The organism is Aeromonas sp. 11P (assembly GCF_051920165.1).
GTDB lineage: Bacteria > Pseudomonadota > Gammaproteobacteria > Enterobacterales > Aeromonadaceae > Aeromonas > Aeromonas veronii.
In genome coordinates, this window is the sequence record NZ_JBQBDJ010000004.1 from 684,785 (window position 1) to 702,624 (window position 17,840).

Below are 17,840 nucleotides of genomic sequence, written 5' to 3' on the forward strand. Positions count from 1 at the left end.
ACGGGGCTGGATATTCAGGATGGTTTTTTCAGGCTAGCCTTGTGCTGCTCCAGCAAATTCTCGGGAGGCGGCGGCACCTGTAGGTAGAACCCCTGGTTGGTCAGCGCGGCCATCACCTTGCCGACATCAGCCAGTCCCAAGGGCTTGGCCGGATCCAGCTTGGTCATCAACACCAGCTCGGGACGCCCGAATGCGCTCAGCAGTGGCTCGGGAACGCGGGAGAAATCCTCTCTTTTTTCAACAAAAAGGTAGGTCTCGGCTTTTTTGCGACTTTTATAGACTGCACACAACATGGAAATTGATATAATCCGACGAGTTTATTGCCTCTGATGGGGGCAAACTATAACATCAGGAATTGAATAACAATAACGGATTAGCATCTCTGCCTCGGGGAAGATTCATGGTTGAGCGCGATAACGAATTGAAAGGGACCACCTTCACTATTTCTGTGTTGCATATCAGCGATGGCGAGCCTGAGCGGATACGTCAGTTGTTGGCCGAAAAAGTGGCCCAGGCACCCTACTTTTTTAATTGTGCGCCGCTGGTGATCAATGTTTCCCGACTGGAACATATTCCCGATTTCGAACAGCTCAAGGAGCTGGTGGAGTCCGAAGAATTTGTGCTGGTCGGCATCACGGGGGCGCGCAGTGAAGAGATGAAGACAGCCGCCAAGGCGGTGGGACTGGCCGTGATGGCCTCGGGCAAGAGTCGCAAGAGCGAACCGGAACCCGAGCCTGCCCCCGCGCCAGCCGCCCCTGAGGTGGTTCCCGAGCCCGAACCCGCCCCCTTGATCCCGAGCAAGGTACATGTGGGACCGGTTCGTTCCGGCCAGCAAATTTACGCCGCCGGCACCTCGCTGGTGGTGCTGGGGTCCGTCAGTCCGGGAGCTGAAGTGCTCGCCGACGACAGCATTCATATTTATGGCACCTTGCGTGGCAGAGCCATTGCCGGTGCCCGGGGCAATACCCAGGCCCGGATCTATTGCCAGCAATTACAGGCCGAGCTGCTCTCCATCGCGGGCACATTCCAGCTGAGCGATGCATTGCCGGCAGGCCTGATCCAGCAACCGGTACACGTCCGGCTGGACAATGAACAACTCCGAATAGACCGTATCAAATAGAGTTACAAGGAAGCGAGAATGGCGCGAATCATAGTCGTTACATCGGGTAAAGGTGGCGTTGGCAAGACCACAACCAGTGCGGCCCTGAGCACCGGCTTAGCCCAGCGTGGTCACAAGACAGTGGTCATTGACTTTGACATCGGTCTGAGAAACCTGGATCTCATCATGGGCTGCGAGCGGCGCGTGGTGTATGACTTCGTCAACGTCATCAATGGGGAAGCAAACCTCAATCAGGCGCTGATCAAGGACAAACGCTCGGAAAATCTGTTTATCCTGCCCGCCTCCCAGACCCGGGACAAAGATGCCCTCACCCGTGAGGGGGTCGAGAAGATCCTGGATCAACTGGCGGAGATGAAGTTCGATTACATCGTCTGCGACTCCCCGGCGGGGATCGAGGCGGGCGCGCTGATGGCGCTCTATTTTGCCGATGAAGCGATCGTCACCACCAACCCGGAAGTCTCTTCCGTGCGTGACTCCGACCGCATCCTTGGCATCCTGGCCTCCAAGTCCCGTCGCGCCGAGCGTGGCGAAGACCCCATCAAGGAGCACCTGCTGCTGACCCGCTACTGCCCGACCCGCGTCAACCGCGGCGACATGTTGAGCGTGCAGGATGTGCAGGAGATCCTGGCCATCCCGCTGCTCGGGGTGATCCCGGAGTCCCAGGCGGTGCTGCGCGCCTCCAACTCCGGCGAACCGGTTATTCTGGACAAGGAGTCCGATGCCGGTCAGGCCTACGAAGATGCGGTGTCCCGCCTGCTGGGCGATGCCAAGGAATTTCGTTTTCTGGAAGAAGAGAAGAAGGGCTTCTTTAGCCGACTGTTCGGGAGTTAAACATGTCATTATTGGATTATTTTCGTTCCAACAAGAAACAGAACACCGCACAACTGGCCAAAGAGCGGTTGCAGATCATTGTTGCTCACGAGCGTTCATCCAGAGGGGGGCCGGATTACCTGCCCCAGCTCAAGCAGGACATCCTCGATGTGATCCGCAAATACGTCAACATTGATCCGGAGAAGATAACCGTCCAACTGGATCAGAAGAGTGATGAGCTGTCGGTACTGGAGCTCAACATCACCTTCGCCGATGACAAGAAGGGATGAGCTGACGCCCTATGCGTGACCCCTTCCCCCAATGAAGACCGGATCCTGTCACTGGATCCGGTTTTTTATTGGCACAAAAACAGGTCACAGCGGCTCGCCTCATCTCGCCAAGGGGTCTGCCGACCGCTAGAATAGCGCCGCCCCGCAGGCAGTGATCTGCGCGGCACCTTTTTCTCTTTTCTGGAACAGACCGCTTATGTCTATGAATGACGAAATGCACAGCGTCGAGGAACTGCTCGATACCGCCCTTGAACTCTTTATGGAGCTGGCCTCTGACAACCTGTCGGAGCAGGAGATCGCCCGTTTCAATCAGGAGTTCAACGACCGCGGCCTGCTGGCCGAAACCGACCCGGCCGATGACTGGGAAGCGGACGTGGGTTTTGCGGTGAGCGACACCGACTATGCCGAGATCTGGGTTGGCCTTGGCAATGAAGAACAAGAGTATGAGCATCTGTTTGCCCGCATGCTGCTCTCCCGCCGTGTTGACGAGAAGTTCTGCCACATCGAATGGCTGCCCCAATAATTCCGGATCCCGATGATCCCAGCCACTATCAGTGGGAGTCTGACCCTGATGCCGTGGCTCCCGTGCGCCCGTCTGCATCCCTTGGGCGCCGGGTGTTGAGATGGGCAGGCAAGATCGCGCTGGCCGGGCTGCTCTGCTCGGTCGGCTCGGTCGCCTTGCTGCGTTTTATCGATCCGCCGATGTGGAGCTGGCGTATCGAGCGGGCCCTCTTTCCGCCCGCCAAGATCCCCCAGGTACGCCATGAATGGGTAGATCTGGAGTCCATCTCCAGGGAGCTGCAACTGGCGGTGATCGCCGCCGAGGATCAGCGCTTTGCCGAGCACAATGGCTTTGACATGGATGCCATCAACGCGGCCCTCAAGCACAACCAGCACAGCGAGCGGGTGCGCGGCGCCAGCACCCTCAGCCAGCAGACCGCCAAGAACCTCTTTATGTGGAGTGATCGCAGCTTCCTGCGCAAGGGGCTGGAGGCCTGGTTTACCCTGCTGATGGAGCTGGGTTGGGACAAGGCCCGCATTCTCGAGGTCTATCTCAATATCGTGGAGTTCGGCCCCGGCATCTATGGCGCCGAAGCCGCGGCCCGTACCTACTTTGGCAAACCGGCCAGCCGCTTGACCCGCTACGAGTCATCCCTGCTGGCTGCTGCCCTGCCCAATCCGTGGCGTTATCGGGTCAAGCCCCCTTCACCCTATGTGCAGAAGCGCTCGGTCTGGATCCGCCGCCAGATGGGACAACTGGGCCAGATCACCCTCAATCGGGTGCATCAGGCCGACTGATCCTCAGGGCTCATCGGGTTTCTCCGGTGGGCCCAGATGGCCGCCCACCGTCTCGCGGTGAAGTGGCAGATAGTGCCACCACCAGGCCTCGCGCCGTCGCTTGATCTGTTGCCGCCGTCCCCGCTGCTTCATCCCCTCACTCCCTGCCAGATGACCTGCGCCTTAACCATACTCCCCCAACGGCAACTTGGACAGGCCAGCCACGCCCGGCGCACTGGTCTGGCCGCCACAACCAATAATTGTTACAGTAGCGAACCTCGATGTATCTGGAGTGATTTCATGGAACAGCGTACCCCGGATCAGCTGGTCGAATGGGCCTATGATCAGTTTCTTGAGCAGGCCGCCGATATGCTGGCCCCCGAACAAATAGTCGACATCACCCTGGAGTTTGAGCAGCGTGGCGCCGTGGAGGCGACTCTGCCCAATGCCGACTGGTCGACCGAGCTGGGTGAGCCGGTCGATATGGAGCGCTGGGTCGAAGTGTGGGTCGGTTTGCTGGATCATCAGGATGAGTTTGAGGTGATCTTCGCCACCTTCCTGCTGCCCCGTCTACTGACTGAAGATCAAGTGCATGTGCGCTGGCATCGCCAGCAGCAGGCATAAAAAAGGCGCCATCGGCGCCTTTCTTGTTTCTATTTTCACTTAATTCAGTGTCTGCTAATCCTGCGCCGCGATGGCCTTGGCCAGACAGCGGCGGCACCAGCAAGCGCTGGCCTCCTGCATCGGCAGTACCGGCAACTGACTGCACCAGCACTGCGCAATGGTCTGACCGGCAGAGACGGCGCAATAGGCCGGTTCGCCACAACCCGGGCAACGGTGAGTACTTTTCGAGCCATTCAGCTCGGCCATCACCGCCAGCTGGGCCTTGCTATCCATCGCCGACCAGTGGCCGATCTCGGTCAGGGTGCGGCCACAACCAAGGCAAAGCCCATCTTTTGCCTTGCAGAGGCCAACACAGGGGCTCGGCATCTTATTCGCTATCCACGGCCGAGTCGTTCTCTGTGGCCACCAGAGTGATGGCGTTATCTTCGATGACAATCTTGCCCTGCTTGTAGAGGCCGCCGATCGCCTTCTTGAAGGTGCCCTTGCTCATGCTGAACAGCTTGTAGATGAGCTCGGGTTCGCTCTTGTCACCCACCGCCAGACTGCCGCCCTGCTTTTTCATCCGGCTCAGAATGCGTTCACCGGCATCATCAACCCGCGCCAGACCCGGCTTTTGCAGGGTCAGATCGAGCTTGCCATCTTCGCGCACCTGCTTGACCCAAGCGGTTTGCGGCCGACCGGTCATCACCCGGCCAAACACTTCGTTCTTGAACAGCATGCCGGGATACTGACCGTTGACGATCACCTTGATGCCAAGGGGCGAGTGCTCCCCCGGCAGCGCGGTCACTTCGTCACCGACCTTGAAGTTGCTGCCGGCCGGGGTCAGGAAACGCTCGATGCGGCTGGTGCCGACCATGCGCCCTTCGTTATCCAGTTGCAGACGCACCAGATAAACGTGGCCCACCTGCATCGGCTTGTTCTGCTCGCGGCTGGGCACAAACAGATCCTTTTTCATGCCCCAGTCGAGGAAAGCACCAATCTTGTTGGCATTGACCACTTTCAGACCGGCAAATTCGTCCACCATGGCAAATGGCTTGTCAGTGGTGATCACCGGTTCGCAATCGGCATCCAGATAGAGGAAGACCTGCACGCTATCCCCCTCTTTCACCCCTTCCGGCAGTTGACGCTTGGGCAGCAGCAGTTCACCGTACTCATCGGCCGCAAGCCAGGCGCCACGGTCTTCGAGTTCAACAATGGTGAGGGTGTTCATCTTGCCAATCTGTATCATGGTGCTCTCTTTTCTCATTACCCGGATGGGCCAATTGATCATGGCCCCTATGGGCGCGCATGTTACCTCAAGAGCGGTGATCCGGCCTAGTCCCCAAGCCACCACTGGCCGCCCTTTCGCCCTTATCTTATCCGCCAATGGTGATTAAATCGCCAAACAGGCGGCCATTTGCTGCAAATAACCCCACTTTTAGGTAGACTTCGCGGCTGTTCAAATCCAGAGGAACTGTCGATGAACCCATCCACTCGTACCCGCCATCTTAATCAATGGATCCAGAGCCACAGCGATCAGGACATGACCTACCCGGCCCTGCACGGTTTTCTCTGTGCTCGTCTGGTGGGGCCGGAAAGCCCTGACTGGCAACACCCGCTGGCTGGTCTGCTGGAACAGGATGCCGAGTTGGATGAAAAAAGCGCAGAAGCCCTCAACCACCTGATCGCCGAGCTGGAATCCCAAGCCGACGACGCCCAGCTGGCCCTGCCGAGCCAATGCCGCCTGCCCAGCGATAACCCCGAGCAGGTGTTCGAACAGAGCCACTCCCTCGGTCAATGGTGTTATGGCTTCAGCATGGGTTTTGCCACCTGGCCCAAGCCGAAGGATTTGAACGACCCGACCACCCAGTACCGCTTCAGTCTGGCCGCCGAGCTGAGCCTGTTTCGCGACAAGCAGATGGCCCAGATGCTCTATAGCGCCGCCGCCAGCGAACTCCCCTTTGTCGAGTTCTGCAAACGACAGCGCCAGAACATGAAAACCGCCCTCAACCAGTTGCTCAACCTCGACCAGTATCAGGCCGCCCCCAGCGCTGATGTGGCCCTCAATGGCGAGCAGGCCCAACAGTGGCAGACCTGGTTCGAGCTGGCCGACAGCTGCCGCGATCATCAGGACCGCCTCGGCTGGTTCGAGAAGATCATCGCCGATGCCACTCCGCTCTTTAATGAAGCCTTCTGGCAGCAAATCGCCGGCCACGGCTGGAGTGCCCCCGAGCTGCGCCCCCTGCTGGCCGCCAGAGCCGGCCGCGCCGACTGCCTGCTGCGCCTTGGCAAGCTGGGCGAGGCCAAAGCGGAGTATCTGGCGCTGCTGACAATTTGCATGGCCGATGAGCTGGGTTGCCGCTACAACCTCTCCACCCTCTATGCACTGCAAGGGGATTGGCAGGCGTTGGCCGCCCTGCTGGTGCGCTTCGATGAAGCCTCCAGCTGGTTGCTCTATAACAAGGCACTGATGGTCTTTGCTACCGAGGGTGCCGAGGCAGCCAAGCCCCATCTGCTGGTCGCCATCGAGGCCAATCCGCACATTCCGGCCTGCTTGCTGGGTCAGCGCAAGCTGCCCAAACAGGAGCCACAAAGCTGGCAAGCGGGCAGCCGCGACGAGGCCGCGCTCTACGCTATCCACACTCGCGAGGCCTGGCTCAAGCAGAATGCCCTCATCTGGTTGCGTAAAGGCTGAACAACGTTGGCTTAAAATCCCGTCGGTCAGACCCGGTTTTTCCTTGAGGGCGTGCGCCACCGCACATTTCATCGCAACCGGGTCAGACAAATCAGCTTGAGTTTCGTATCATCAATGTCAAAGTATCAAAAGAAACTGCATCTGATGCAGCCGTCACAGCAGGGTGTAATATGTCAAAAATCATAGCGTTACTCGCTCACTACCCGCCCTATCAGTTGGTACATGCCGCCGAGATGCTACGGGATACCTTCGAACAGTTTTATGAGCAGCGTTACCAGCTGACCGTGCCGCAGTGGCGCCTGATGATGGTGCTCGGCCCCAACTACCCCATCAGTCAGAAAGAGCTGGTCGAGGCGAGCGGCATGGACAAGGTGCGCATCTCCCGTGAGATCCGCCGTCTGGTCGAAAAAGGGATCATCTTTACCGAGAGCAGCGAGCAGGATAAACGCATCAGCCTGGTCTCCCTCACCAATGCCGGGCTCGCCCTCTTCCTGCAGCTCAAGAGTGAAGCTGGCAGCTGGCAACATACCCTGACCGACTATCTGCCGAGCGAATCCCGCGAGGCGATCCGCCAGCATCTGCACAGCGTCAGCGCCGCCATCGAGCAGCTGCAATCACTGGATCGGGAGAAATAATCATGGATTTGAAAAAGTTCGCCACCATGGACATCAACATGCTGCTGAGCGTCGTCAATATGCAGCTGCGTGATCGCTATGACGATCTGGATGATCTCTGCAAGGCGCAGGAGATCGATCAGGCAGCACTGGAAGCGCGGCTCGCCAGCGGCGATTTTCACTACCAGCCAGCGCAGAAACAGTTCAGATAAAGAGAGCTAGCGGGATCGGGATCACAGCGCCAGTGATGGCGCTGGCTCTGCGGTAAAAACCTGATATGGTCTGAAGAGCCCCAACAGGGTGATGCACGGATACATCACCCTGTCACAAGAGGGCATTAAAATCGTTTCAGGTGAGCAAACCAAGGATGACCCCATGATATTGATGACCCGACAGAGCCTGTTGATCACGCTCTGTACCCTGTTGATGATCAGCCTCTTCACGCCCCACATGCCGCAAAGTACCGAACAGTGGCTGACCACCCTCTTGCTTGGCCTGCTGGTCGCGGTGGCATTGCTGCTGGTGCGTGGTTGTCGCCGCTTTATGCTGGAGTAGTGACTCCGCCGGAACGTCTATACCGACCGCTTGCCGCGATACTCTCTGTAGCATTACGGTCTTGTCGCAATAACGTCTGTCGCAATCACACCAAGCCAAAAAACAAACGCAGCCTGATGGCTGCGTTGTGGTATCTGGCGGGCAACCCCTTGAAGAGATAACCCCTGACGGGATAAAGAGCCCTTATAGAGAGAGCCCTTAGATAGCCAGAGCCTCAAGCTGCGCTTTGGCCGCTTCCATCCCCTTGCTCTGGGCATCCGGGCCCATCCCCATCCCCTCGGCGTAGATGAAATCCACCTCTTTGATACCGATGAAGCCCAGCACGGTACGCATGTAGGGGGTGACCAGATCGGTGGCGCTGCCAACGTGCATGCCGCCGCGGGGGCTGATCACCAACGCACGGGTATTTTCAACCATACCGACCGGACCGGTCTCGGTATAGCGGAAGGTGACGCCAGCGCGAGCTACCAGATCGATCCAGTTTTTCAGCTGGGTCGGGATGTTGAAGTTGTACATGGGGGCCGCAATCACCACCAGATCGCTTGCTTTGAGTTCGGCGATCAGCTCGTCGGACTGGGCGATCACCGCCAACTGACGCTCATTGAGGTTGTCACCACCGCGCAGGCCGGAGGCCAGCTCGCCATCCAGCACCGGCAGGTTGAGGGCAGCCAGATCACGCACGGTGACGGCATCATCCTGATGATCAGCCAGGAAGCCGTCGATCAGGGCGTTGGATTGGGAATATTGACCCAGGATGCTGAATTTGAGTACGAGGATATTGGCCATGGTGAAACTCCATTTGGTTGTCGGTTGCACAGCGTTGCTGTCGATGGAGGTCACTCTAAACATTGTGCTTATTTGCTGATAGCGAAAATAGATGCTCAACTTGTTCAAATTTTTTGATGAAAGGCCACTTCCTCGCCAGCCAACCCTGCGGCCGCGCTTCAACCCTTGGCAGAACAAACGATTGCCGTTATGATCCGCCGCACTTTTTTCCAGCGACCCGGATCCCATGATACCCTCGCGCAGGCACTCTCCTCTGGCCGGTGCAGTCTGGATGATGGTGGCAGGACTCTGCTTCGCCGCCGTCAACAGCCTGAGCCAGTATGTCAGCTTCAAGCTTGGCCTCCCATCGACTCAGGTCGCTTTTCATCAATACCTGATCGCCCTGATCTGCCTGCTGCCCTGGCTGGTTCGCCATGGCTTGCGCCAATCCCTGATGACCAATCAGTTCCGGTTACACCTGTTGCGGGTATTGCTGGCAGTGATCGGCATCCAGCTCTGGCTCTGGGCACTGGCGTACCCCGTCCCTATCTGGCAGGGGATCGCCCTGCTGATGACCTCGCCGCTGTTTGCCACCCTGGGCTCCGCCCTGCTGCTCAAGGAGCAGGTGAGCCGCACCCGCATTCTGGCCACCCTGGCGGGCTTTGCCGGCGCCATGCTGATCCTCGCCCCCTGGACTGACGAGTTCAACTGGGCTTCCCTGCTGCCGGTGGCGGCGGCGTTGTTCTGGGCAGGTTACTCCCTGATGGTGCGCTATCAGGCGGCCAACGAATCATCCCACACCATTGTGGTCTACCTGCTTATTTTCAGTACCCCGTTCAACGCCATGCTGGCGCTGCCAGAGTGGCAGTGGCCCACCGAGCCACAATGGCTGCTGCTGGCGGCAGCGGGCATTCTGTCGGCACTCGCGCACATGTCCATCGCTCGCGCCTACAGCGTGGCGGAGGCCTCCTTCGTGCAGACTTTCGATTTTGCCAAGCTGCCGATGAACGTGCTGGCAGGCTGGCTGGTCTTTGGCTGGGCGCCTCCCGGTAGGCTGTGGCTGGGCGCCGCCATCATCATTGGCGCCATTACCTTGCTGACCCATCTGGAGCAGCGCGCTCACAAACCCTTTTCCTGAGGTACGCCATGCGTGCCTCTTTTTTGTCCGCTATTTGTGTAATAGCGATCATCAACAATGACCATCGACATCAGGAGAGATCGTATGTTTGGAACCGCAACCCGCCCCGGCGCCACCCGTGCCCTGCTGCTGGGCTCCGGCGAACTTGGCAAGGAGGTCGCCATCGAGTTGCAACGCTTCGGGATCGAAGTGATCGCCGCCGACCGCTATGCCAACGCCCCCGCCATGCAGGTGGCTCACGCAGCCCACGTGCTGGACATGCTCGATGGCAACGCCCTGCGTACCCTGGTCGCCGAGATCAAACCCGACCTCATCATCCCCGAGATTGAAGCGATTGCCACCGATACCCTTGCTGCCCTTGAGCAAGAAGGGGTCAAGGTAGTGCCAAACGCCCGCGCTACCCAGCTCACCATGAACCGGGAAGGGATCCGCCGCCTCGCTGCCGAGACCCTGGGTCTGCCCACCTCCCCCTACCGCTTTGCCCAGAGCAAGGAGGAGTTTGTCGCCGCCGTTGAGGTCATCGGCCTGCCCTGCGTGGTTAAACCTGTGATGAGTTCATCCGGCAAGGGGCAGAGTGTACTGCGCGATCTCGCCAAGCTCGATGAGAGCTGGACCTACGCCCAGGAGGGTGGCCGCGCCGGTCGAGGCAAGGTGATCGTCGAGGGCTTCGTTCCCTTCGAGTACGAAATCACCCTGCTCACGGTACGCGCCGTCGATGGCATTCACTTCTGCGAGCCGATCGGCCACCGTCAGGAAGATGGCGACTACCGCGAATCCTGGCAGCCGCAGGTGATGAGCGAGCTGGCGCTGGCCCGCTCCAAAGAGGTGGCCGCCAAGGTGGTCGAGGCCCTCAGTGGTTACGGCCTGTTCGGGGTCGAACTCTTCATCAAGGGGGATGAGGTGTGGTTCAGCGAAGTCTCCCCCCGCCCCCACGATACCGGCATGGTGACCCTGATCTCGCAGGATCTCTCCGAGTTCGCCCTGCACGTACGCGCCATTCTGGGGCTGCCGGTCGGCACCATCACCCAGTACGGGCCGAGTGCCTCTGCCGTGGTACTGCGCGAAGGGCACAGCCAGGATATCCGCTATCAGGGAATTGGTGAGGCATTGGCGCTGGTGCCGAGCGCCCAGCTGCGGCTATTTGGCAAGCCGGAAATCGCCGGTCGCCGCCGTCTCGGCGTAGCGCTGGCCCGGGGTGAAGATTGCCGCGAGGCGGTCGAGCAGGCCAAGGCGGTTGCCGCCAGCGTCGAGGTCATTTTCTAAACGCTGTTTTTTCGTCGCACCGAAACAAACGTTTGCCGGTGTGATCGGGCGCAAGGGGCATGGCAATGCCCCTTTTGCATTTGCCCGTCAGGCTTATAATCCCCTCTTCAAATTTGTCAGGAGTACAAGATGTTAGCTGCCGTGATCTTCGATATGGATGGTGTTCTGATCGACTCGGAACCCTTTTGGCAACGGGCCCAGATCGCCGTTTTCTCCGAACTGGGTCACCCCCACACCGTCGAGGATTGTGAGTCGACCATCGGCGTGCGCATCGATCAGCTGGTCGCCCACTGGTATCGCCTGCGCCCGTGGAGCGGCCCGACTCAGGAAGAGGTGGTACAGCGCATTCTGGATCGGGTCAACGCCCTGATCCTCTCCGAAGGTCAGGCCAAAGCCGGCGTGTTGGAGGCGCTTGACCTTATCGAGGCCCGCGGGCTGAAAGTGGGTCTGGCCACCTCCTCCCCCTTTGCGATGGTAGAAGCTGTGCTCGGCAAACTCGGCATTCGCGATCGCTTTATGGCGGTTCACTCCGCTGAAATCGAGCGTTTCGGCAAACCGCACCCGGATGTCTATATCCACGCCGCCGAGAAACTGGGGGTAGAGCCGGTTCATTGTCTGGCCATCGAAGACAGCTTTACCGGCCTGCTGGCGGCCAAGGCGGCCTCCATGACAGCGCTGATCGTGCCGGATCCGGCTTTAGTGGGTGACCCACGCCTTGCCATCGCCAACTACCAGCTCGGCTCACTGGCCGAGCTCAATAGCGAGATGCTGGCCAGCTGGGTCAAGTAGCGCCTATCGGCGCCTTGCTGCGCTCGCGTTCTCATATCCGCAGGGGGCTCCAGCCCCCTGTGATTGCCAAACAACCGTTGGCAATTCCCCTCTTTACACCCGTCATTCACAACCAGATTGTTCCTCTCGCACACGACCAGTCCAACTGGTTGCACCTTGCCATCGCTCAGGCTTGATCTCTGTCATAAACGTGCGTTTGCTCGCGGTTAACCCCCTGCAGCCCGACTAGAATCAGGGTAGATAGGCGGCCTCAGGGCCCGAGGAGGTTATCATGATCGAGTACACCAGCAAGCGCATCGTCTGCCCCCACTGCGGCCACCATACCCGGGTCGAGCTGGATGCCAGCCAGGGTGATCAGGAGTTTTACGAAGATTGCATGGCCTGTTGCAATCCGATCCACCTGCGCCTCCACCGCGACGAAGCCCGCGACTGTTTGCAGTTATTTGTGGATGCGGATGACGAGCAACTGTTTTGATTGCGAGTCGCAAAGGGCAGAACAGATAGATGTTTTGACTGAGAGTCGCAAATCCCGACAGATGTGATCACAACGTAAATCACAAGGGCCTGCACACTGCAGGCCCTTGCTTATGAGGGGATTGAAACCGAGCCGTTTCCTTTCAGAGCCCCCCACGTGCAGCCAGCACCCGCTCCACCGTATCGACGATGGCCTGGGTCTGGGGATCGATCTCGATATTGGTCTGCCAGCCCGCCTTGACCCAACCCAGATTGGTGCGGGCCAAGGTCTCGGGAATCAAGTGAACGCAAAACTCCCGCTCGCGCACCTCACCGATGGTCAGGCTGATGCCATCGATGCCGATATACCCCTTGGTCAGCACATATTTCATCAGCTCGGGAGCGAGACGATACCACACCTGACGGTTGTTGGGGGTGTCGATCACCGAGGTAACCTCCGCCATACCGATGATATGGCCAGACATGGCGTGACCGCCGATCTCGTCGCCAAAGCGGGCGGCCCGCTCCACATTGACCTTGTCCCCCACCTGCAACAAGCCTAGGTTGGTCAGGCGCAGGGTCTCCTGCATCAAATCGAAGCTGACCAGATCCCCCTCGACCCGGGTGACGGTCAAACAGCAGCCGTTGTGGGCGACCGAAGCGCCGAGGGCCAGCCCTTCCCCCCACGCCGGGCTTGGCATACGGATCACATGGGTACGGAAGTAGGGTTGCTCTTCGATGGCCACCAGTTCGGCGGTCCCCTGCACTATGCCAGTGAACATCTCTCGTCTCCTGCTACTGCAAAAAGGGCAGGTTAACCTCGGGCAGAGGGTGAGACAAGGGTACAGGCTGACAAGCTTGCGCCCGATCGCTATAGTGACGCCGTTCACATCCGGGTAAACAAGGAAAAAGAAATGCAGGTATATCAATGTTGTGAAGCGATCCGTATCGCCTATAACCAGATTGGCTCCGGCGAGCAGGGCTATGTGCCGAAGGCCATCGCCGCCACTATCCGCGCCCTCAACGCGGTCGCCGCCGATGAGCGTGTCCCCGCCGAGCTGCGCGAACAGGCCGCCTATGCGGCAGCCAACCTGCTGATCAGCGATCACGAAGACGCCTGATCCTGCCCCCTGGGGTGGCAACTATTTCGTCCTGGCTGAATTTCAGGCTAGAATGCCTCCCCCACCCTTTGCACTTTCGTCCGAAAGTGCAAAGGCTCTTCCCGATTTCCGCTCTTTTTTACTCTTATCTGATCCACTCGGAGGTGTCAGTGCAACGTTATTGGTCCGAGGCGAAGCAGCTCGTCCGTCTAGCCAGCCCCATTCTGGTCGCCCAGGTGGCCCAGGTCGCCATGAACTTCGTCGATACCGTGATGGCGGGTCAGGTGAGTGCGGTCGATCTGGCTGCCGTGTCGGTGGCGTCCAGCTTCTGGCTACCGGTGATCCTGCTGGTGCAGGGGATCATCATGGCGCTCACCCCCATCGTCTCCCAGCTCAATGGTGCCCGTAAACGCGAAGCCATTCGCCCGGCCGTTCATCAGGGCTTCTGGCTGGCACTGATCGTCACCCCGCTGGCAATGATTGCGCTTTATTACAGCCCGCTGGCGTTGCAGTTCATGGATGTGGAACCTGTGATGGCTGCCAAGACCACGGGCTATCTGCATGCCATCCTGTGGGGTCTTCCCGCGTTCGTGCTGTTCCAGGTGCTGCGCAACTTCAGTGAGGGTCTCTCCCACACCATGCCTACCATGGTGATCGGCTTTGTCGGGTTGGCGGTCAATATTCCCGCCAACTACATCTTCATTCACGGCCACTTCGGCATGCCGAAACTGGGCGGGGTGGGCTGTGGCGTGGCTACTGCCATTGTGCTGTGGGCCATGCTGCTGGCGATGATCCTCTATGTGAAGCTCTCCCGTCACTTCACCGAGATCCGGCTTTTCTCCCAGCTGGCTCGCCCCAACGGCAGCCGGATCTGGCGACTGTTTCGCTTGGGCTTCCCCATCGCCATGGCCATCTTCTGCGAGGTGACCCTGTTTACCGTGGTGGCCCTGATGCTGGCCCCCTTCGGCGCTGAAACGGTGGCGAGCCACCAGATTGCACTGAACTTCTCCAGCCTGGTCTTTATGCTGCCCCTCTCCATCGGGGTGGGTGTCACCATCCGGGTCGGTCACAGCATAGGTGAAGGGCAACCCCATCACGCCCGGGTGGCGGCCCGCACCGGCTTGATGCTGGGAATGGCCATCGCCGCTGCCACTGCCGCCATGACGGTGCTGCTGCGCGAGCAGATCGCCTCCATCTATACCGATGATCAGCAGGTGATTGTCCTGGCGGCCATCTTGCTGTTCTTCGCCGCCATCTATCAAATCTCCGACTCGGTGCAGGTGGTCGCGGCCGCCGCACTGCGCGGTTACAAGGATACCCAGGCGATCTTCTACGTCACCATCGTCGCCTACTGGGGACTGGGACTGCCCACCGGCATGATCCTGGGTCTGACCGACTGGCTGGTGCCGCGGATGGGGCCGCAGGGTTTCTGGATCGGTTTTATCGTCGGCCTCACCAGCGCGGCCCTGATGCTGGGTGCGAGATTGCGCTACATCTACGGCCGTTTTGCCACTCCGGAAGCCTGCACTACCCTGTCGCGGGCCCAGTAACAGGGCTTGGCAAGCGGCAACTCGCCTGCAAAATCAACAGGCTGCGCAAGAACTGGGCAAACAGTCTCCTTTGTGCATATGGCCTGTTGACAGCCTTGGGGGGCATGGGTAGTATGCCGACCACGTCAGCAGCGCTGGCGTAGTGAAGTAAGAGAAAGTGGGTTTATAGCTCAGTTGGTTAGAGCACTACCTTGACATGGTAGGGGTCGTTGGTTCGAATCCAATTAAACCCACCACTTTTCTGTGATGCGTCCTTAGCTCAGCTGGTTAGAGCACCACCTTGACATGGTGGGGGTCGGTGGTTCGAATCCACTAGGACGCACCATTACAGAACACTGATTATGCGTCCTTAGCTCAGCTGGTTAGAGCATCACCTTGACATGGTGGGGGTCGGTGGTTCGAATCCACTAGGACGCACCATTCAGTTTGTAAGAAATGCAGATATTCCAGATGTGGGTTTATAGCTCAGTTGGTTAGAGCACTACCTTGACATGGTAGGGGTCGTTGGTTCGAATCCAATTAAACCCACCACTTTCCTGCATAAAGAAGTCAAAAGTCGCATTGCGCACACTGCGTCCTTAGCTCAGCTGGTTAGAGCATCACCTTGACATGGTGGGGGTCGGTGGTTCGAATCCACTAGGACGCACCAGATTAAAAAAGCCCGCTCATCGAGCGGGCTTTTTGCATTCTGCCATGCAGCCACTGCCCCGCCAATCCGTTCAGCACTGTTCGGCAATGGCGCAGAGCCTTGTTCCCATAAAAGACCCGTGTCATCCGATGAACGACACGGGCCGGATAGATGCCGCCAGATCTTCAGCTCTGCACGGCAATCTCGTACTTCTTTATCTTGCGATAGAGGGTGGCAATCCCAATCCCCAGCGACTGTGCGGCCAGTTTTTTGTTGCCAAGCCGCTGCAGGGTCTCTTCTATCATCTGTTTTTCCATGCTCTCAAGGCCGCTCTCACCCAGACCGGGTTCGGATAGTTTCTCAGGCATGGCAGCGAGCGGAGCAGCGGCAGGGACATTGAACGCCGCATCCAGGTTGGTCACCGGGATCGACTGGGCCGCCACGCGATGGGGCTCCTGATTGCGGATGATGTTGGGGGGCAGCAGGCTGGCGTCAATCACCTCGCCCGCCTGGCTGACGTTGACCAGATATTCGATGAGGTTGCTGAGCTCACGGACGTTGCCCGGCCAGCGATACCCCTTGAGCAGCGCCATCACCTCGGGCGCCAGACCGGGATAGACAATGCCAATGCGGCTAGTGTGCAGGTTGAGGAAGTAGTGGGTCAGCAGCTCCACGTCCCCTTCCCGCTCCCGCAGCGGCGGCAGGTTGAGGGGGATGACGTTGATACGGTAGTAGAGATCCTCGCGAAACTTCCCCTCGGAGATGTATTGATCGAGATGCTGGTGAGTGGCGGCGATGATGCGAATATCCACCGGCACCGGTCGGCTGGCCCCGATGGGGGTCACCTCCCGCAGCTCCAGCACCCGCAGCAGCTTGGCCTGCATGGTGAGTGGCATGTCGCCAATCTCGTCAAGGAACAGAGTGCCCTGATGGGCCGCCTGAATCAGGCCCTGCTTGCCACCGCTGGAGGCACCGGTAAAGGAGCCCTTCACATAGCCAAACAGCTCGCTCTCCAGCAGTTGTTCGGGAATGGCAGCACAGTTGATGGCAATAAAAGGCTTGTCCTGCCGCGGACTCAGGCGATGGACAGCGCGGGCCACCACCTCTTTACCGGTGCCGCTCTCGCCACAGATCAGCACGCTGGAGGGGCTCTGGGCGATGCGCTGCAGCAGCCGCTTGAGGGTACGCATCGGCTTGCTCTCGCCGATCAGCTGATCGATCCGCACATCCGGATCCGGCTCCTGAACCTGACCGGAGTGGGACTGGTGAAACGCCATCAGAAAGAGCTGCTGGCCCTGCACATGGTGTAGCTGGCCGATGATCAGCTCCTGACGACCTTCAAAGGTGATGATGTGCTGAAGATGACCACTCAGCCCCTGTTGGGAGAAGGTGAGCGGTCGGATCCCCACTTCGCGCCCCTGCAGCTGTTCCTGCTGGCAACCCAGATGATGGAGTGCCACCTCGTTGGCGTAGAGCAGTTGACTCTTGTCATCGAGCAACAGGCAACCCTGATCCATGTTGGTCATCAGATTGAGGAACACTTTGTTGACCCCGTCCGACAGCCCGCGTGAATCGAGCAACTTGGCCACAAAGATGGTGGAGATATGGCGCACATAGTCGCACACATCCTGCAGATTGTTGTTGAGGCGCGCCTGCTGCTCGTCGCTGAAGGCCACCAGACTGATCACCCCGATACAGCGCTCGTCCACCATGATGGGCACCCCGAGGAAGGCGCGCTCACGGCAGCTCTCCTTGCAGGTACAACCGTCACACACCGGATCATCGCTAGTGTGGGTAACGATCTTCTCCCGCTGGTTATCAATCACATAGCGCAGCAGGCGAGAATCCCCCTCCAGCTGACGTCCGAAGAACTTGCCATAAGGCCCGGTGCCAGCCACCCGAACCATATCGGCATCCACAATTTCGACCTCAAGCTGCAGCACACTCGCCAGCATCTTGGCAAAGCGCAAGATGGTCGGCTGGATCTGCATCAACAGACACTGGTTGCTCACGGATCTCATCCATCATTCCTTTTTGTTCTTGTTATCCTCCCCCTAAAGGGAGTCATGCTGGCCAGATACTAAGGGATATCAGGGGGAACTACTTCGGGGGGGATCACGAAAAGGGAAAATGATCCGTATCCTCCGTGACTTCAGAGGCACAGATAAAATTCAATAAAAACATGAAGA

At 58.8% G+C, this 17,840-nt stretch carries 23 protein-coding genes and 5 tRNA genes; 21 read left to right on the top strand and 7 right to left on the bottom strand.

The genetic code is table 11. The features are described from left to right. Positions 1–14: 14 nt before the first annotated feature. Positions 15–293: a YcgL domain-containing protein gene (locus tag ACTG1P_RS03255; protein ID WP_005360946.1), complete on the bottom strand. Its 279-nt coding sequence runs from the start codon at positions 291–293 to the stop codon at positions 15–17. 107 nt (positions 294–400) lie between these two features. Here ACTG1P_RS03255 and minC point away from each other — a divergent pair, with 107 nt between their 5' ends. From minC to mtgA, 5 genes are all read left to right on the top strand, one after another. Next, a complete protein-coding gene (gene minC, locus ACTG1P_RS03260) occupies positions 401–1,120 on the top strand; it encodes a septum site-determining protein MinC (RefSeq protein WP_013723728.1) in 720 nt (239 codons plus the stop codon). Positions 1,121–1,138: 18 nt separating this feature from the next. Further along, entirely contained in the window at positions 1,139–1,951 is an 813-nt protein-coding gene (gene minD, locus ACTG1P_RS03265) for a septum site-determining protein MinD (RefSeq protein ID WP_005336847.1), read from the top strand. 2 nt (positions 1,952–1,953) lie between these two features. Then, on the top strand, positions 1,954–2,220 hold the full coding sequence (minE, locus tag ACTG1P_RS03270) for a cell division topological specificity factor MinE (protein ID WP_005336848.1): 267 nt from the start codon (positions 1,954–1,956) through the stop codon (positions 2,218–2,220). Between the two features lie 196 nt (positions 2,221–2,416). Beyond that, positions 2,417–2,743, top strand: a complete 327-nt coding sequence (locus tag ACTG1P_RS03275) for an HI1450 family dsDNA-mimic protein (RefSeq protein WP_199258809.1) — start codon at positions 2,417–2,419, stop codon at positions 2,741–2,743. Further along, positions 2,728–3,519: a monofunctional biosynthetic peptidoglycan transglycosylase gene (gene mtgA, locus ACTG1P_RS03280; RefSeq protein ID WP_219925435.1), complete on the top strand. Its 792-nt coding sequence runs from the start codon at positions 2,728–2,730 to the stop codon at positions 3,517–3,519. The genes ACTG1P_RS03275 and mtgA overlap by 16 nt, the downstream gene beginning before the upstream one ends. A 3-nt stretch (positions 3,520–3,522) precedes the next feature. Here mtgA and ACTG1P_RS03285 read toward each other — a convergent pair whose 3' ends face one another. Further along, positions 3,523–3,651, bottom strand: a complete 129-nt coding sequence (locus tag ACTG1P_RS03285; RefSeq protein WP_019445852.1) for a hypothetical protein — start codon at positions 3,649–3,651, stop codon at positions 3,523–3,525. A 147-nt stretch (positions 3,652–3,798) separates the two neighbouring features. On the opposite strand from ACTG1P_RS03285, the gene ACTG1P_RS03290 reads away from it, so the two are divergent. Further along, positions 3,799–4,122 (top strand): HI1450 family dsDNA-mimic protein, encoded by a 324-nt coding sequence (locus ACTG1P_RS03290; RefSeq protein WP_005336851.1) that lies wholly within the window; start codon positions 3,799–3,801, stop codon positions 4,120–4,122. A 54-nt stretch (positions 4,123–4,176) separates the two neighbouring features. On the opposite strand, the gene ACTG1P_RS03295 is transcribed toward ACTG1P_RS03290, so the two are convergent. Together ACTG1P_RS03295 and ACTG1P_RS03300 are read right to left on the bottom strand one after the other, a co-directional pair. After that, positions 4,177–4,488, bottom strand: a complete 312-nt coding sequence (locus ACTG1P_RS03295; protein ID WP_005360950.1) for a DUF1289 domain-containing protein — start codon at positions 4,486–4,488, stop codon at positions 4,177–4,179. A 1-nt stretch (position 4,489) separates the two neighbouring features. Then, entirely contained in the window at positions 4,490–5,350 is an 861-nt protein-coding gene (locus tag ACTG1P_RS03300) for a CvfB family protein (protein WP_429215547.1), read from the bottom strand. Positions 5,351–5,581: 231 nt separating this feature from the next. Here ACTG1P_RS03300 and ACTG1P_RS03305 point away from each other — a divergent pair, with 231 nt between their 5' ends. The 4 genes from ACTG1P_RS03305 to ACTG1P_RS03320 all read left to right on the top strand — a co-directional run bounded on the left by ACTG1P_RS03305 (position 5,582) and on the right by ACTG1P_RS03320 (position 7,965). Beyond that, positions 5,582–6,796: a UPF0149 family protein gene (locus ACTG1P_RS03305; protein ID WP_440000476.1), complete on the top strand. Its 1,215-nt coding sequence runs from the start codon at positions 5,582–5,584 to the stop codon at positions 6,794–6,796. A gap of 170 nt (positions 6,797–6,966) precedes the next feature. Further along, positions 6,967–7,431 carry a MarR family winged helix-turn-helix transcriptional regulator gene (locus ACTG1P_RS03310; RefSeq protein WP_005336856.1) on the top strand — a complete coding sequence of 155 codons (465 nt, stop codon included), beginning with the start codon at positions 6,967–6,969 and terminating at the stop codon, positions 7,429–7,431. A 2-nt stretch (positions 7,432–7,433) separates the two neighbouring features. Next, positions 7,434–7,622 carry a DUF4250 domain-containing protein gene (locus tag ACTG1P_RS03315; protein WP_019445848.1) on the top strand — a complete coding sequence of 63 codons (189 nt, stop codon included), beginning with the start codon at positions 7,434–7,436 and terminating at the stop codon, positions 7,620–7,622. 163 nt (positions 7,623–7,785) lie between these two features. Further along, entirely contained in the window at positions 7,786–7,965 is a 180-nt protein-coding gene (locus ACTG1P_RS03320) for a hypothetical protein (protein ID WP_159143782.1), read from the top strand. A gap of 198 nt (positions 7,966–8,163) precedes the next feature. Here the strand turns inward: ACTG1P_RS03320 and ACTG1P_RS03325 are convergent, their stop codons facing one another. Then, positions 8,164–8,751 (bottom strand): FMN-dependent NADH-azoreductase, encoded by a 588-nt coding sequence (locus ACTG1P_RS03325; protein ID WP_440000477.1) that lies wholly within the window; start codon positions 8,749–8,751, stop codon positions 8,164–8,166. 274 nt (positions 8,752–9,025) lie between these two features. On the opposite strand from ACTG1P_RS03325, the gene ACTG1P_RS03330 reads away from it, so the two are divergent. The 4 genes from ACTG1P_RS03330 (at position 9,026) to ACTG1P_RS03345 (ending at position 12,395) form a co-directional block, all read left to right on the top strand. Further along, positions 9,026–9,868 (top strand): DMT family transporter, encoded by an 843-nt coding sequence (locus ACTG1P_RS03330; RefSeq protein ID WP_429215573.1) that lies wholly within the window; start codon positions 9,026–9,028, stop codon positions 9,866–9,868. 84 nt (positions 9,869–9,952) lie between these two features. Continuing rightward, complete coding sequence (purT, locus tag ACTG1P_RS03335; RefSeq protein WP_120414350.1) at positions 9,953–11,131, top strand: formate-dependent phosphoribosylglycinamide formyltransferase; 1,179 nt, start codon at positions 9,953–9,955, stop codon at positions 11,129–11,131. 129 nt (positions 11,132–11,260) lie between these two features. Then, positions 11,261–11,920: a hexitol phosphatase HxpB gene (gene hxpB, locus ACTG1P_RS03340; RefSeq protein ID WP_440000478.1), complete on the top strand. Its 660-nt coding sequence runs from the start codon at positions 11,261–11,263 to the stop codon at positions 11,918–11,920. 271 nt (positions 11,921–12,191) lie between these two features. After that, positions 12,192–12,395, top strand: a complete 204-nt coding sequence (locus ACTG1P_RS03345) for a CPXCG motif-containing cysteine-rich protein (RefSeq protein WP_005336871.1) — start codon at positions 12,192–12,194, stop codon at positions 12,393–12,395. 142 nt (positions 12,396–12,537) lie between these two features. Here the strand turns inward: ACTG1P_RS03345 and ACTG1P_RS03350 are convergent, their stop codons facing one another. Next, positions 12,538–13,155 (bottom strand): riboflavin synthase subunit alpha, encoded by a 618-nt coding sequence (locus ACTG1P_RS03350; RefSeq protein WP_440000479.1) that lies wholly within the window; start codon positions 13,153–13,155, stop codon positions 12,538–12,540. Between the two features lie 132 nt (positions 13,156–13,287). Here ACTG1P_RS03350 and ACTG1P_RS03355 point away from each other — a divergent pair, with 132 nt between their 5' ends. From ACTG1P_RS03355 to ACTG1P_RS03385, 7 genes are all read left to right on the top strand, one after another. Further along, the gene (locus tag ACTG1P_RS03355) at positions 13,288–13,494 is read left to right on the top strand and encodes a YaeP family protein (protein ID WP_113739999.1); all 207 of its coding nucleotides are present in this window, start codon (positions 13,288–13,290) and stop codon (positions 13,492–13,494) included. Between the two features lie 149 nt (positions 13,495–13,643). Further along, entirely contained in the window at positions 13,644–15,023 is a 1,380-nt protein-coding gene (locus ACTG1P_RS03360) for an MATE family efflux transporter (protein ID WP_047440645.1), read from the top strand. A gap of 159 nt (positions 15,024–15,182) precedes the next feature. Continuing rightward, positions 15,183–15,259: transfer RNA gene (locus tag ACTG1P_RS03365), tRNA-Val, on the top strand. A gap of 12 nt (positions 15,260–15,271) precedes the next feature. Beyond that, a tRNA-Val gene (locus tag ACTG1P_RS03370) sits at positions 15,272–15,348 on the top strand. 18 nt (positions 15,349–15,366) lie between these two features. Next, positions 15,367–15,443, top strand: a tRNA-Val gene (locus ACTG1P_RS03375). Positions 15,444–15,477: 34 nt separating this feature from the next. Beyond that, positions 15,478–15,554 (top strand) — tRNA-Val (locus ACTG1P_RS03380). A gap of 41 nt (positions 15,555–15,595) precedes the next feature. Beyond that, a tRNA-Val gene (locus ACTG1P_RS03385) sits at positions 15,596–15,672 on the top strand. Positions 15,673–15,836: 164 nt separating this feature from the next. Here the strand turns inward: ACTG1P_RS03385 and ACTG1P_RS03390 are convergent. Further along, a complete protein-coding gene (locus ACTG1P_RS03390; RefSeq protein ID WP_440000480.1) occupies positions 15,837–17,672 on the bottom strand; it encodes a sigma 54-interacting transcriptional regulator in 1,836 nt (611 codons plus the stop codon). Positions 17,673–17,840 lie beyond the last annotated feature (168 nt).